Origin of the sequence: Asticcacaulis sp. AC460 (genome assembly GCF_000495795.1) — a bacterium.
Taxonomy (GTDB): Bacteria; Pseudomonadota; Alphaproteobacteria; order Caulobacterales; family Caulobacteraceae; genus Asticcacaulis.
Window position 1 is genome coordinate 140,657 of record NZ_AWGD01000008.1, and the last position, 13,532, is coordinate 154,188.

At 60.9% G+C, this 13,532-nt stretch carries 14 protein-coding genes; 10 read left to right on the forward strand and 4 right to left on the reverse strand.

Translation table 11 applies throughout. The features are described from left to right. Window positions 1–36: 36 nt before the first annotated feature. Window positions 37–1,353, forward strand: a complete 1,317-nt coding sequence (gene cytX, locus ABAC460_RS29100; protein ID WP_023452132.1) for a putative hydroxymethylpyrimidine transporter CytX — start codon at window positions 37–39, stop codon at window positions 1,351–1,353. Here the strand turns inward: cytX and ABAC460_RS29105 are convergent. Continuing rightward, window positions 1,322–1,750 carry a VOC family protein gene (locus tag ABAC460_RS29105; protein ID WP_023452133.1) on the reverse strand — a complete coding sequence of 143 codons (429 nt, stop codon included), beginning with the start codon at window positions 1,748–1,750 and terminating at the stop codon, window positions 1,322–1,324. The genes cytX and ABAC460_RS29105 overlap by 32 nt on opposite strands. A gap of 119 nt (window positions 1,751–1,869) precedes the next feature. Further along, the gene (locus ABAC460_RS29110; protein WP_023452134.1) at window positions 1,870–2,337 is read right to left on the reverse strand and encodes a hemerythrin domain-containing protein; all 468 of its coding nucleotides are present in this window, start codon (window positions 2,335–2,337) and stop codon (window positions 1,870–1,872) included. 171 nt (window positions 2,338–2,508) lie between these two features. Between ABAC460_RS29110 and ABAC460_RS29115 the strand changes: the two genes are divergently transcribed. Next, on the forward strand, window positions 2,509–4,143 hold the full coding sequence (locus ABAC460_RS29115; RefSeq protein WP_023452135.1) for an alpha-amylase family glycosyl hydrolase: 1,635 nt from the start codon (window positions 2,509–2,511) through the stop codon (window positions 4,141–4,143). Here ABAC460_RS29115 and ABAC460_RS29120 read toward each other — a convergent pair. After that, window positions 4,130–4,546 (reverse strand): hypothetical protein, encoded by a 417-nt coding sequence (locus ABAC460_RS29120; protein WP_155914578.1) that lies wholly within the window; start codon window positions 4,544–4,546, stop codon window positions 4,130–4,132. The genes ABAC460_RS29115 and ABAC460_RS29120 overlap by 14 nt on opposite strands. A gap of 575 nt (window positions 4,547–5,121) precedes the next feature. Here ABAC460_RS29120 and rpsL point away from each other — a divergent pair. The 7 genes from rpsL (at window position 5,122) to ABAC460_RS29155 (ending at window position 12,264) form a co-directional block, all read left to right on the forward strand. Further along, on the forward strand, window positions 5,122–5,493 hold the full coding sequence (rpsL, locus tag ABAC460_RS29125; RefSeq protein ID WP_006275291.1) for a 30S ribosomal protein S12: 372 nt from the start codon (window positions 5,122–5,124) through the stop codon (window positions 5,491–5,493). A 12-nt stretch (window positions 5,494–5,505) separates the two neighbouring features. Further along, the gene (rpsG, locus tag ABAC460_RS29130) at window positions 5,506–5,979 is read left to right on the forward strand and encodes a 30S ribosomal protein S7 (RefSeq protein ID WP_006275290.1); all 474 of its coding nucleotides are present in this window, start codon (window positions 5,506–5,508) and stop codon (window positions 5,977–5,979) included. 132 nt (window positions 5,980–6,111) lie between these two features. After that, window positions 6,112–8,190 (forward strand): elongation factor G, encoded by a 2,079-nt coding sequence (gene fusA, locus ABAC460_RS29135; RefSeq protein WP_023452137.1) that lies wholly within the window; start codon window positions 6,112–6,114, stop codon window positions 8,188–8,190. 96 nt (window positions 8,191–8,286) lie between these two features. Further along, window positions 8,287–9,477: an elongation factor Tu gene (tuf, locus tag ABAC460_RS29140; protein WP_023452138.1), complete on the forward strand. Its 1,191-nt coding sequence runs from the start codon at window positions 8,287–8,289 to the stop codon at window positions 9,475–9,477. Window positions 9,478–9,721: 244 nt separating this feature from the next. After that, window positions 9,722–10,198 (forward strand): MarR family winged helix-turn-helix transcriptional regulator, encoded by a 477-nt coding sequence (locus ABAC460_RS29145; protein WP_023452139.1) that lies wholly within the window; start codon window positions 9,722–9,724, stop codon window positions 10,196–10,198. A 167-nt stretch (window positions 10,199–10,365) separates the two neighbouring features. Further along, window positions 10,366–10,998 (forward strand): glutathione S-transferase family protein, encoded by a 633-nt coding sequence (locus ABAC460_RS29150; RefSeq protein ID WP_023452140.1) that lies wholly within the window; start codon window positions 10,366–10,368, stop codon window positions 10,996–10,998. 78 nt (window positions 10,999–11,076) lie between these two features. After that, entirely contained in the window at window positions 11,077–12,264 is a 1,188-nt protein-coding gene (locus ABAC460_RS29155; protein WP_023452141.1) for a GNAT family N-acetyltransferase, read from the forward strand. Between the two features lie 105 nt (window positions 12,265–12,369). Here ABAC460_RS29155 and ABAC460_RS29160 read toward each other — a convergent pair whose 3' ends face one another. Next, a complete protein-coding gene (locus ABAC460_RS29160) occupies window positions 12,370–12,798 on the reverse strand; it encodes an META domain-containing protein (protein WP_023452142.1) in 429 nt (142 codons plus the stop codon). 422 nt (window positions 12,799–13,220) lie between these two features. Between ABAC460_RS29160 and rpsJ the strand changes: the two genes are divergently transcribed. After that, entirely contained in the window at window positions 13,221–13,529 is a 309-nt protein-coding gene (gene rpsJ / locus ABAC460_RS29165) for a 30S ribosomal protein S10 (RefSeq protein ID WP_006273890.1), read from the forward strand. Window positions 13,530–13,532 lie beyond the last annotated feature (3 nt).

The following is a 13,532-nucleotide window of genomic DNA, read 5'->3' on the forward strand; positions in this document are numbered from 1 at the left end:
TCACGGTACAACACAGGGTTTGTACCGTGAGGCACCATGGCCGATCCTTCCGAACGCGACGCCTATGATCCGCTGACACCCGTGCCTGAGGCGCAGCGTGCCTTCACGTCGCGCGACGCCTTTTCGCTGTGGTTCAGCTTAGGCATCGGGCTTCTGGTGCTGGAAGCTGGCAGTTTCCTGGTGCCCGGCCTCTCCATGGGCGTGGCCCTGGTGGCGATTGTCGTCGGCAGCCTGGTCGGGGCGGGGCTGTTGGGATTGGCCGCTGTGGTCGGCAGCGATACGGGCTTGTCGGCCATGGGGTCATTGCGGCCGACCCTGGGTGTGCGCGGCGCCGGTGTCGCCGCCATCATCAATATTGTGCAACTGGTCGGGTGGGGCGCGTTCGAAATCATCGCCATGCGCGATGCCGCCGATGCCCTGGCGCAGCGCAATTTCGGTATGCATTGGCCAGTGGTGTGGACCATCCTGTTCGGCGTGGCCGCGACGGGGCTGGCCCTGGCCGGTCCGTTGAGCGTGGTGCGCCGCTTCCTGCGCCATTGGGGTTTGTGGCTGTTGTTGGCCGGGGCGGCGTGGATGAGCTGGACGCTGCTGTCGCGCACCGACTGGGGTCAGCTGTTCGCGCGGCCGGGTGACGGTACGCTGTCTCTGGCGTCGGGTATTGACCTGGTCGTCGCCATGCCCTTGAGCTGGCTGCCGCTGATCGCCGACTATTCGCGCTTCGGCAAGTCGCCGGTAGGGATGTTGAAGGGGAGTGCGGGCGGCTATCTGCTGGCCAATATTTGGTTCTACAGCCTGGGCGCCGCCTTTGCCCTGACGGCGCATGGCAATCCCGATGGTCTGCTGCTGGCGGCCCTGGCCACGACCGGCGGCGGGCTGGCCTTACTGCTGATTCTGATCGATGAGACGGACAATGTGTTTGCCGATATCTTCTCAGCGGCGACCTCGACGGGAACTTTGTTTCCGGTCCGGATGGCGTATCTGGTCGTCGGCTTCGGCGTTTTGAGCACCCTGATCGCCCTGTTTGTGCCGATGGGTATGTTCTCCAATTTTCTGTTTGGGATCAGTGCGGTGTTTACCCCGCTGTTCGGTGTTATGCTGATCGACCATTTTGTCGTGCGGCAGCGTAAGGTCGTCCCCGCCGATATCCGCAATCCGTTCGGCGTCTACCGCTTTACCTACGGTGTGCACCTGTCGGCCTTTGCCGCCTGGGGAGCTGGCATTGCTACCTATCAGTATTTTCATACCTGGCTGCCCTCGGCCGGGGCGACATTACCGGCCTTCTTCGTGGCGGGTTTAGCCTATTGGGCACTGTCGCACAGCTTCAGTAGCCTGAACGCGCCACCGGAGGCGTGACCGCCGGGCCTTTCAGTTCCAGGTGATTGCCGTCGGGATCGGTCAGGTAGATGGACGGGCCTTCGCCATCGGCGCCGTAGCGGCTGGCGACTTCGGCTTCGATGTTATGGGCGGCGAGGTGGGCGATGATGGCGGCTTCGTCCCACGGCGAGACGCGGAAACAGACATGGTCGACATTGTGGCCGTCAGGTCCGGGGGCGGGACCGCCCATGCGGCCGATGATGCCGTCGACCGGGACCAGGTCAATCAGGGATGTGCCGATGCGCAGTTGGTAGAGGTCGACATGGGTTTGGTGCTGTTCGAACTGTGCCCCCAGGACGTCCATGTAAAACCGCGCCGCGCGATCGAGATCGCGGACGCGGAAGACGACATGGTCGATGTTTTGGATCGAGATCATGGTGCTTTATAGCAACTGCGGTTGATTTTGCCTCAAGAAAGAGCCCCGCCCGGCGCTTCGCGCCACCCTCCCCGTAAACGGGGTGGGCAAAGAAAGGTCAAGCCCAATTGCCGTTGGTATTATAGCGCGGGAATCTCGAACTCCATATCCTCAAGGAACTGCTGCTTCAGCCGGTCCATGTCGGCGGCCAGTTGTCGGGCCTGGGCCGGGGTGAGCAGGACGCGGGCCTTGGGGAAGACGTCGTTTTCCTCTTCGTGGACGTGATGGGTAACGGCCTGCTTCAGCTCGCCGAACTTCTCGATCCAGAACTCGCTGGAGATCGGGGTGTTGTCGAGCACGGTCAGGCAGTCGGCGATGTCCTGATGTTCGTCGACCGAATGCGCCATCTGCAGGCGCACGGACTCGGAAGCGGCGGCTTCGACGGCGACGTAAAAGGTCTGTTCTTCCGCCTTGCTGTGGGCGATCAGTTCTGACCGGATCTTGTGGAAGATGTTCTGGCGGATGGCGGGGAGACGGATGCTCATCACGTCGTCCATCATACCGGCGACCTTGCGGTGGTCGCGTTTGATATAGGCGAAAATGTCCATTGCGGCGCTCCAGGTCGGCAACCCCCGAAGCGCTTCAGTCTGCCACAATCGGTTGTAACGAAGACATGCCGGACCATGGGCTGTCAGATAAGGCGCGCATACGTATTCAAGTAGGCAAGCCGTCCGGCGCGTGGCACACCTGCCGCATAAAACAGGGCAGGGAGCTCGACTATGACATTGAAGGCCATCTACGGCGCGGCCGCACTTGCTTTCATCCTGGCCGGCGCTGCCCAGGCCCAGATCGATGTCTCGCCCGTCCCGGTGATCAAGAAGACCAGCGCCTTGCCCAAGGACTGGAACAGGACCGCCGTCTTCACCGAAATCTTCGTGCGGTCGTACAAGGACAGCGATGGCGACGGTATCGGTGACTTCAAAGGCATGACGTCGCAGCTCGACTATCTGCGCGATCTGGGCATTACCGGCATCTGGCTGATGCCGATGAACCCGTCGCAGGACGGCGACCACGGCTATGCCGTCAATGATTATCGCGCGGTCAATCCCGACTACGGCACCATGGCCGACTTCCAGGAATTCCTCGACGAGGCCCACAAGCGCGGCATCGGCGTCATCATCGACTTTGTGGTCAACCATTCGGGTAGCGGCAACGCGTTGTTCGTCGATGCGGCGAAATCGAAGTCCAGTCCGTACCGCGACTGGTACCTATTCGCTGACAGCAATCCCGGCTGGTACGACCAGAGCATGCGCGGCGTGTCCGGGGCCTATTGGAACGACCCGTGGAAGCCAGCGGACAAGGTCGTGCCGGGCGGGCAGGGGCTTTATTACGGCGTGTTCGATACCTCCATGCCGGATTTGAATCTGCGCAACCCGAAGGTCGTAACCTATCTGCAGGATTCGATGCGCTTCTGGGCCAATATGGGCGTGGACGGGTTCCGGTTGGATGCGGTGACCATGCTGCTGGAAGAGGGCAAGTCGTCCTATTTCAACAATCCCGGTAATCCGGGGATCGTCCGGGCCTTCAAGGATGTCGTCGACCAGTATGATAATCGATATTTGATTTGTGAGGTGTCGGAAGGCCGCGAACTGTATCTCGATGTCTGTTCGGCCTTTGCCTATGGCGTGCAGCAACACCTAATTGCCGGGATCAAGAAGGGCGTGGTGGCGCCGGAGGTTATCAGCTTCCTGCAGGATCCGCGGCGTGACCTGATGCCCCTGGCTTTGCAAAGCCATGACGCCTATGTCGGCGATCGGCTGACCAACCAGTTCGGGGTCAATGGCGAGGCCAATTATAAGGTCGCTGCGGCGGCTTCAATTTTGGTGTCGGCGACGCCGTTCGGTTATTACGGCGAAGAGATCGGCATGAGCAACGGCGGGACCTATAATGATCCCGGCATCCGCTCGCCGATGTCGTGGACGGGGGAAAAGCCGGCGGCCGGGTTCTCGGCGTCGCATCCTTATCGCGATCCGGCGATCAATTTCGCCACCATGAATGTCGACGCCCAGACCGGCGATCCGTCGTCGATCCTGGAGTTCTATCGGGCGGTTTACAGCGTCCGTAAGGCCCATCCCGTGCTGGCGACGGGGACGTTCAAGCTGTTGTCGAAGGCGGGCGATCCGGTCTTGGCCTTTTCGCGGACCGATGCGAAGGAAACTGTCGTGGTGGCGATCAATGTGTCGGATACGGCGCAGTCCGTGTCGGTGGATACCGGCGTGAAGAACGGTCGGTTCGGGCAGGCTTTCAAGGCACCGGACGTGGCTGTGGCGCCGGACGTAAACAGTGATAAGGCCGGCCAGGCGAGGGTCGATCTGACGCCCAAGTCGGTGCAGGTTCTGGTCAAGGGGCGCTAACGGCGAAATGCGCCATAACCTGGCTTAGCAGGGTCTCGATCCGGTCGCGGTCATGGCTTTCGCTTAGGGTCACGTCGCGCCCCTTTGGCGTGGTCAGCACCAGGCGGAAGAAGTTGTCTCCATCGCTGTCCTTGGCGGTGTGGATGGCCGGCGGTTCGACATCGCGTGGACGAAAGCGTTCCGCGTCGGTTTTCCACGGCCAAAATTGGTGCACGGTAATGTCGCCATGTGTAATCGTGGTGTGAACCAGAGGACGTTTGAATAGGTCGGCGCTGCCGGCCGCGCCGAACACCCAGAACAGCAGCATGATGCCAATTTCGACGGGCTGGGAGAACTGGCCGAAGCCGCCGTCGCGCAGGAAGACCCACGTCATCAGGCAGAGGAAGCTCATCCAGATGGACATGAAAATCCAGCCGACCAGAGGCATCAGGTTTCGGATTTTAACAGGCGCCGCCCTCATGAGGACGGTTGTAGCTGAATTGCGCTACAGGTTTATTAAGGGGGAGGGGCTTCTGGTTCGGAAACCGCAGGGCGATCGCGCTTACGCAAGATACCCCTCCACCGCTTCGCGGTCCCCCTCCCCACTTCGTGGAGAGGAGGGCGTTTGTGACATCCGACGGGGACTCTCCAGGGGAGAGTATGCCTCCGCGGAGGTTGGCATTTCCGACACGACCCATCCAAGCTGAGAGCAGTCGTCGCTGGCAAGCCTCGCCTCTCTCAAGAAGCAAACGATCACAGTCGTACGGATTAGCGCTTGACGGGGTAAGACCTGTCCTCTATAGCCCGCCCATCATTTTCGAGGCGGCCCTCAAAAGCTCTCCCGATCCATCCTATGCAGGGGCTGTGTCCCCGCCGTAACCTCCATAGCGCAGGTTGCGGCTTTTGTGTTTGTTCGGATTGGCCTCAGAAACGGTAAAACCGCAACCGAAGCCCCCCGGCCAAACGGCACAGGCTTCCTCCATCAAGGCACGAGATTTAATGCCCACAGTCAACCAGCTTATCCGCAAGCCTCGCCAGCCGAAGCCCAAGCGCAACAAGGTGCCGGCCCTGAAGGGTTGCCCCCAGCGCCGCGGCGTTTGCACCCGCGTCTACACCACCACCCCGAAGAAGCCGAACTCCGCGCTTCGTAAGGTCGCCAAGGTCCGCCTGACCTCCCAGATCGAAGCCGTGTGCTACATCCCGGGTGAAGGCCACAACCTGCAGGAACACTCCGTTGTCCTGATCCGCGGCGGCCGCGTCAAGGACCTTCCGGGCGTCCGTTACCACATCCTGCGCGGCGTGCTCGATACGCAAGGCGTCAAGAACCGTAAGCAACGCCGTTCGCACTACGGCGCGAAGCGTCCTAAGTAAGGAGCAGATCATATGTCACGTCGTCACCGCGCAGAGAAGCGCGACGTCCTGCCGGACCCCAAGTTCGGTGATCTGGTCGTCACCAAGTTCATGAACTACGTCATGTACGAAGGCAAAAAAGCCGTTGCCGAAAACATCATCTATGGTGCTTTCGACATCCTGATTGCCAAGAAGAAAGACGCCACCGCGCTGGAAACCTTCCACGCCGCCCTGGACAACGTCTCGCCGTCGATCGAAGTGCGTTCGCGCCGCGTCGGTGGTGCGACCTACCAGGTCCCCGTCGAAGTCCGTCCCGACCGCCGTCGCGCCCTGGCCATCCGCTGGTTGGTCAACGCCGCCCGCAAGCGTGGCGAAAACACCATGACCGAAAAGCTGGCCGGCGAACTGCTGGACGCCGCCAACAATCGCGGCACCGCCGTCAAGAAGCGTGAAGACACGCACAAGATGGCCGAAGCCAACCGCGCTTTCTCGCACTATCGCTGGTAAGAGAAGGCTTGGCGTTGGTCATTCCAACGCTTTTGCAAGCGCGAAAATTTTGCTTTGAGGCGCGGGCGGTTTGAGTTAAACCGCCCGCGACTTTGCACCTGAAACAAGTTTTTTTATCCTGAGGCTACTCCCATGCCCCGCACACATAAGATCGAAGACTATCGCAACTTCGGTATCATGGCGCACATCGACGCCGGCAAGACCACGACCACCGAGCGCATCCTGTATTACACGGGTAAGAGCCACAAGATCGGCGAAGTCCACGACGGCGCCGCCACCATGGACTGGATGGAGCAGGAGCAGGAACGCGGCATCACCATCACCTCCGCCGCGACCACGACCTTCTGGCTGGGCAAGCGTCTGAACATCATCGACACCCCGGGCCACGTCGACTTCACCATCGAAGTCGAGCGTAACCTGCGCGTCCTCGACGGCGCGGTCGCCGTTCTGGACGGCAATGCCGGCGTCGAGCCCCAGACCGAAACCGTCTGGCGCCAGGCTGACAAGTACAAGGTGCCGCGCATCGTGTTCGTCAACAAGATGGACAAGATCGGCGCCGATTTCGACAAGTCGGTCCAGTCGATCCGCGACCGTCTCGGCGCCAAGGCTGTGCCGATCCAGTTCCCGATCGGTTCGGAAAACACCCTGTCGGGCCTGGTCGACCTGGTTCGCATGAAGGCCGTTGTCTGGGACAACGACGCCCTGGGGGCCAACTATCGTGACGAAGAAATCCCCGCCGATCTGAAGGCCAAGGCCGACGAAGCCCGTCAGTACCTGATCGACAACGCCGTCGAACTCGACGACGAAGCCATGGAAGCCTATCTCGAAGGCACCGAGCCGTCGGAAGAAGTACTGAAGAAGTGCATCCGCAAGGCCGTTCTGAACGCCGCCTTCTATCCGATCCTGTGTGGTTCGGCCTTCAAGAACAAGGGCGTTCAAACCCTGCTTGACGCCGTCGTCGACTACCTGCCGTCGCCGTCGGACGTTCCGCCGACCCACGGCATCGACTACAAGACCGAAGCCGACGTGGTCCGCAACGCTTCGGACGATGAACCGCTGGCCATGCTGGCCTTCAAGATCATGGACGACCCGTTCGTCGGCTCGCTGACCTTCTGCCGTCTGTATTCGGGCAAGCTGGAAACCGGCATGGGCCTGCTGAACACGACGCGCGAAAAGAAAGAGCGCGTCGGCCGCATGCTGCTCATGCACTCCAATGACCGTCAGGACATCAAGGAAGCCTATGCCGGCGACATCGTCGCCCTGGCCGGCCTGAAGGATACCCGCACCGGTGACACCCTGTGCGATCCGATGAAGTCGCCCGTCATCCTGGAACGCATGGAATTCCCGGCCCCGGTTATCGAAATCGCCGTCGAGCCCAAGTCGAAGGCCGACCAGGAAAAGCTGGGCGTTGCCCTGGCCAAGCTGGCGTCCGAAGATCCGTCCTTCACCGTTTCGACCGACCACGAGTCGGGCCAGACGATCCTGAAGGGCATGGGCGAACTGCACCTCGACATCAAGATCGACATCCTGAAGCGGACCTATAAGGTCGAAGCCAATATCGGCGCGCCGCAGGTTGCCTATCGCGAATCGATCACCCGCAAGGCCGACATCGACTACACCCACAAGAAGCAGACCGGCGGTACCGGCCAGTTCGCCCGCATCAAGGTGACGGTCGAGCCCGGCGAGCCCGGCACCGGCTTCGTGTTCGAATCGGCCATCGTCGGCGGTAACGTCCCCAAGGAATACATCCCGGGCGTTATCAAGGGCTTTGAAACCTCCAAGGAAAACGGCCTGCTGGCCGGCTTCCCGCTGATCGACTTCAAGGTCACCCTGACCGACGGCGCCTACCATGACGTCGACTCCTCGGTCCTGGCCTTCGAAATCGCCGCGCGCGCCGCCTTCAAGGAACTGCGCGACAAGGCCGGCCCGCGTCTGCTGGAGCCGATCATGAAGGTCGAAGTTGTGACCCCGGAAGAATATCTGGGTTCGGTCATCGGCGACCTGAACGGCCGTCGCGGCATGATCCAGGGTCAGGACATGCGCGGTAACGCCATCGTCGTCGACGCCTTCGTGCCGCTGGCCAACATGTTCGGTTATGTGAACACCCTGCGCGGTATGTCGCAAGGTCGCGCCCAGTTCTCCATGACCTATGACCACTACGAGCCCGTGCCGCAGCACGTCGCCGACGAAGTGATCAAGAAGTACGCCTAAAAACCCTCTTGGCCCGTAGCACGGACTGTGCTACGGGCCGCAACCTTACAAGATCAACCCTAGCAATGAAGGCCCGCCACCGGCGGGATTTGTGAAATGGCCAAGGAAAAATTCAACCGTTCGAAGCCCCACTGCAACATCGGCACCATTGGTCACGTTGACCATGGCAAGACGACGCTGACTGCCGCGATCACGATGACGCTGGCGAAGTCGGGCGGTGCGACGGCCAAGAAGTACGAAGACATCGACGCGGCTCCGGAAGAAAAGGCCCGCGGCATCACGATCAACACGGCGCACGTGGAATATGAGACGGCGAACCGTCACTATGCCCACGTCGACTGCCCGGGCCACGCCGACTATGTGAAGAACATGATCACCGGCGCCGCCCAGATGGACGGCGCGATCCTGGTCGTTTCGGCTGCCGACGGCCCGATGCCGCAAACCCGCGAACACATCCTGCTGGCCCGCCAGGTCGGCGTTCCGGCCCTGGTCGTGTTCATGAACAAGGTCGACCTGGTCGACGACGAAGAACTGCTGGAACTGGTCGAAATGGAAGTCCGCGAGCTTCTGTCGTCCTACCAGTTCCCGGGCGACGATATCCCCATCACCAAGGGCTCGGCCAAGGCCGCGACCGACGGCGTCAACCCGGAGATCGGTGAAAACCAGATCCTGGCCCTGATGGCCACGGTCGACGACTACATCCCGCAGCCGGAGCGTCCGATCGACCTGCCGTTCCTGATGCCGGTTGAAGACGTGTTCTCGATCTCGGGCCGCGGCACCGTCGTGACAGGCCGTGTCGAACGCGGCATCGTCAAGGTTGGCGAAGAAGTCGAAATCGTCGGCATCCGTCCGGTTCAAAAGACGATCTGCACCGGCGTCGAAATGTTCCGCAAGCTGCTGGACCAGGGCCAAGCCGGCGACAACGTCGGTCTGCTGCTGCGCGGCACCAAGCGTGAAGACGTTGAACGTGGCCAAGTCCTGTGCAAGCCGGGCTCGATCAAGCCGCACAGCAAGTTCGTGGCTGAAGCCTACATCCTGACCAAGGAAGAAGGCGGCCGTCACACCCCGTTCTTCACCAACTACCGTCCGCAATTCTACTTCCGTACCACGGACGTGACCGGTATCGTCCGTCTGAAGGAAGGCGTGGAAATGATCATGCCGGGCGACAACGCCGAACTGGACGTCGAGCTGATCACCCCGATCGCCATGGAAGAGAAGCTGCGCTTCGCTATCCGTGAAGGCGGCCGCACCGTCGGCGCCGGCGTCGTGTCGAAGATCGTTGAGTAAGGTTTAAGGCGAGGGGGCCTCGGGCCCCCTCGACCCCCGTTACTCGGCAGTGCCGGTCAGAGATTGAACGGCAAACAGAGATACAAACTGAAAACCCCTTGGGCTGAAGAAGCCCAAGGGGTTTTCAGTTTGTATTTTTGCTTCTCGTTGAACTCCGATTGATACTGTCGAGTTATGGGGTCCAGGGGCCTGCGGCCCCTGGCCTTATTCCCTTCTTCAACAATCTCGACTAAGTATGCGGACGATGTCCGACGACTATATCTCTTCCCTGGGCAAGGCCTTTCTGGCGCACCGTTTCAAGCGGTTGTCGGAGACCTTTGTCGACGATATCCAGGCTTTCCTGCAGGCAGCCGGGTTGCGTGCGCCGGCGCGGGCGTTTTCTACGTTGCGGTTGTTGAGCGATACGCCGGGGCTCAGCGTCACCCAGCTCGCCGATCAGATCAAGCTGTCGCATCCGCTGGTCATCCATCTGCTGTCGCAGTTGGAGACCCTGGATCTGGTGCATTTCGACATCGATTATGACGATCGCCGGCGGCGGTTGGTCTATTTGACCGAGGCCGGGCAGGTGGAGGTGGCGCGCTTGAAAGCGGCTGAGCCGGCGCTCTGCGCGGCCTATGATGGGCTTTCGGCCGAGGTCGGGGCGGATGTTATGGCGGTCGTCGAGCGTCTGGATGCCGCGCTGGATAAACGGTCGATGGCGGAGCGGTTGAAGACGCCTTGAAGTAAGATACCCCTCCGCCGGCTTCGCCGGCACCTCCCCACTCCGTGGAGAGGAGGGAGCTTGAAAATTCCGTAATGAGGTTGATTGGCGCTAGGTTTGCAGATCTTGGCGGGATCGGCGGTGGATGAGCCGGTGGTTGTGGGGTAGCCTGACCTGAGGAGGCGCCTATGATTCTGATCGGTCAGTATGATTCCCCCTTTGTCCGCCGCTGTGGCATCGCCATGATGCTCTACGGCTTCGTCTTCGAGCACCAGCCGTGGTCGACCTTCGGCGAGGGTGACAAGATCAAGCCGTTCAATCCGCTGCGCCGGGTGCCGACATTGGTGCTCGATGACGGCGGTGTGGTCATCGACAGCGCCTATATCCTCGACTGGATCGACGAGCAGGTTGGGCCGGATCGGGCTTTGATCCCGGCCGCCGGTGAGGCGCGGCGCAAGGCGCTTTACTATATAGCGCTGACGACAGGGTTTTCGGACAAGTGCGTGTCGCTGTTCTACGAGAAGGTGCTGCACAAGCAGACGTCGCACATCTGGCTGAACCGGCTGGAGACCCAAGTCGACGAAGTCCTGGATGTGCTGGAGAGCCTGCGTGCGGAAGCCACGACGCAGTGGCTGTTCGGTGACTATCTTGGACATGCCGACATTGCCTTGGGCTGTTCCATACGGCATGCCCGTGAGGCGCATGGTGACGCGATCGACTGGTCGAAGAGGCCGGCCTTGTTGGCCCACAGCGAACGTTGTGAAGCCCTGCCGATTTTCGAGCATATTTCTCAGCCTTTCATAGGTCCCAGCTCAGATTAACCACCTCGTTTAGCCCGGCATAAACCGTGCAGTGTTACAAACCTGACAAGAACACTGTTTCAATCCGGGGCGCATGAAATGACCGATCGTATCGAGCTCGTTCAGGTCAACCAACTGACGGCAGCTGACGAAGTCCTGTGGAATGGCTTTGTGGCGGCGCGGTCGGACCTGGTCGGACCGTATTTCGATTTCCGCTATGTCCAGGCGATTGCGCCCGGCGTTCCCAATTCGGGTGTCGCGCGGTTCTATGAAGGCGACCAGGTCGCCGGCTATTTCGCCTATCAGAAGCGCGGCGATATCCTGTTGCCGATCGGCGCTCCGCTCAGCGACTATCACGCTGTCATCAGTTCGGCTGATTTTGTTGCCGATTTTGATGAGTTGATGCGTCTGACGCGGACCCGCCGGGTCGAGTTCCAGGGCCTGGTTGGGACGTCGGCCGGCCGTGGCGCCCATATGGGCCTGACCCGCCGTGTCGCCGATGCGACGCATGGTTTCGATCATTGGTGGGCGACCCAGGATGCCGCGAACCACAAGTTTTTCAAGAATGTCTCGCGTTGCCAGCGCAATGTCGAAAAGGATTTCGGCGGGTTTGAGTTCTCGTGGGAGAAGGTGACGCCGGAGCTGATGGACTGGACGATTAACCTGAAGCGCGACCAGTATCGCCGTTCGGGTATGCATGACGTCTTCGGTTGCCGCTGGACGCGCGAAATGCTGGATCGGTTGGCGGCTTTGGAGACGCCGGATTTCGGCCTGCGGTGCGGGGTTTTGCGCGACAAGGGGCGTTTGGTCGCCGTCGAGATCAGCCTGGTCCAGGGCGAAGACGTCCACCTGTGGTTCCCGGCCTATGATCCGGAATATGGTCGCTATTCGGTGGGTATTCTGCTGACGGTGGCGATTATCAAGAATACCGAGGCCCTGGGTTTGAAGCGGTTCGATTTCGGCACGGGTGGTGAGGATTACAAGTCGCCGATGACGACGCCGGGTGGCGTCTGTCTGGAAGGCGAGGTCGAGATTCGCCGGTCGCTGCAGAGCCGGGCTCTGGATGCCGCCGGGGTGTTCCTGCCGAAGGAGCGGTTCGAGAAGGTCAAGATCAGTCTGCGCCGCCGGGTCAAGGTGATCCGGGCGACGGAAATTACCTTGAACGGGTGGGGCAGGGCTTTGACGGATCTGGGACGTCGGGCTGTGATGCGGACCGGGGTGACCAAGGCCTATGCCGGGGTCTTGAAGAAGACGGCCGCGCTGGGGGCTGTGACCTTCGTCGGATAGGTCGGGCGTATTCGTAAGATACCCCTCCACCCCTTCGGGGTCCCCCTCCCCACTTCGTAGGGAGGAGGGCGTTTGCGACTTCGACCTGCGAGAGCTTGATGCCCCTTACTCCTTCGCCTCGAAGCGGGCGAGGGGGGCCATGCGGGCTTTGTTGAGCGACAGGCTGTTGCCGTTGAGGCTGTAGTTGTCGGCGCGGCTCAGAACGTCGAAAAAGGCCTGCTCCACATCCATGCCCTGCATACAGGCCATCTTGGTGCTGGCCACCTCCGAGAAGCGTACACGGTTGCCTGGTTCCACAACGGCGGAGCCGCCGAAGGTGTTGCAGCCGCCTGAGCCGCCGACGCGGCCGGCCTCGGCATTGATCTCCATATAGGCTTCGCGCGCGGTGGCAGCGACCGGCTGGCCGTTCAGTTCGACCAGGACCCAGTGGCGGCCGGCAATGGCCGGAGCGCCGGAGGATAGCGGCGGGGCGGCGCCGTCTGTCGCGCAGGCGGCCAGTAAGGGGAGGGCGATCAGCACCGACAGGACTTTCATGACAGGCTCCTTTGATATAGGGGCCGTACGCGATCACCTGCAAAAGAGCTATGCGAATCTTCGGTGAAATCTTTCCGGCAGGTTGACGTCCGGACTTATAGACAGCTTATTTTTTCCCGGGTTTTTAGCATTTTCGGGGTTGACCTTCCCGAGTCGTTCCGTCATATACCCGCACTCTGTTGGATCGGCTGTGGCGCTTCGGTGTCAGACGCGGTTCGCAAGGCACGAAATTCAGACGCCTCGGCGGCCCTAGATTTATAGGGAGTGAGGTTTCTGTTCAACGGCCCGCATCGGGGTTTACCTGATGTTGGGCTTTGTTTTTGCGGATATCGTGTCCGGAGGGGGTGACCCCGACGGGCCTGGTCTTTGAAATGGTTCACTGGACGCGGTAACGCAACCACCCTTATTGGAATACGAGCGATATGGATCGTCAGAATATCCGCATCAGGCTCAAGGCCTTCGATCACCGCGTCCTGGATCATTCCACGCGCGAAATCGTCAACACGGCCAAGAGAACCGGCGCAACCGTGCGGGGACCCATTCCCCTGCCGACGCTGATTGAGCGCTTCACCGTCAACCGTTCGCCGCACGTCGACAAGAAGTCGCGCGAACAGTTCGAAATCCGCACGCACAAGCGCGTGCTCGATATCGTCGATCCGACCCCGCAGACCGTGGACGCGCTGATGAAGCTCGACCTGTCGGCTGGTGTCGACGTCGAGATCAAGATTTAAGGG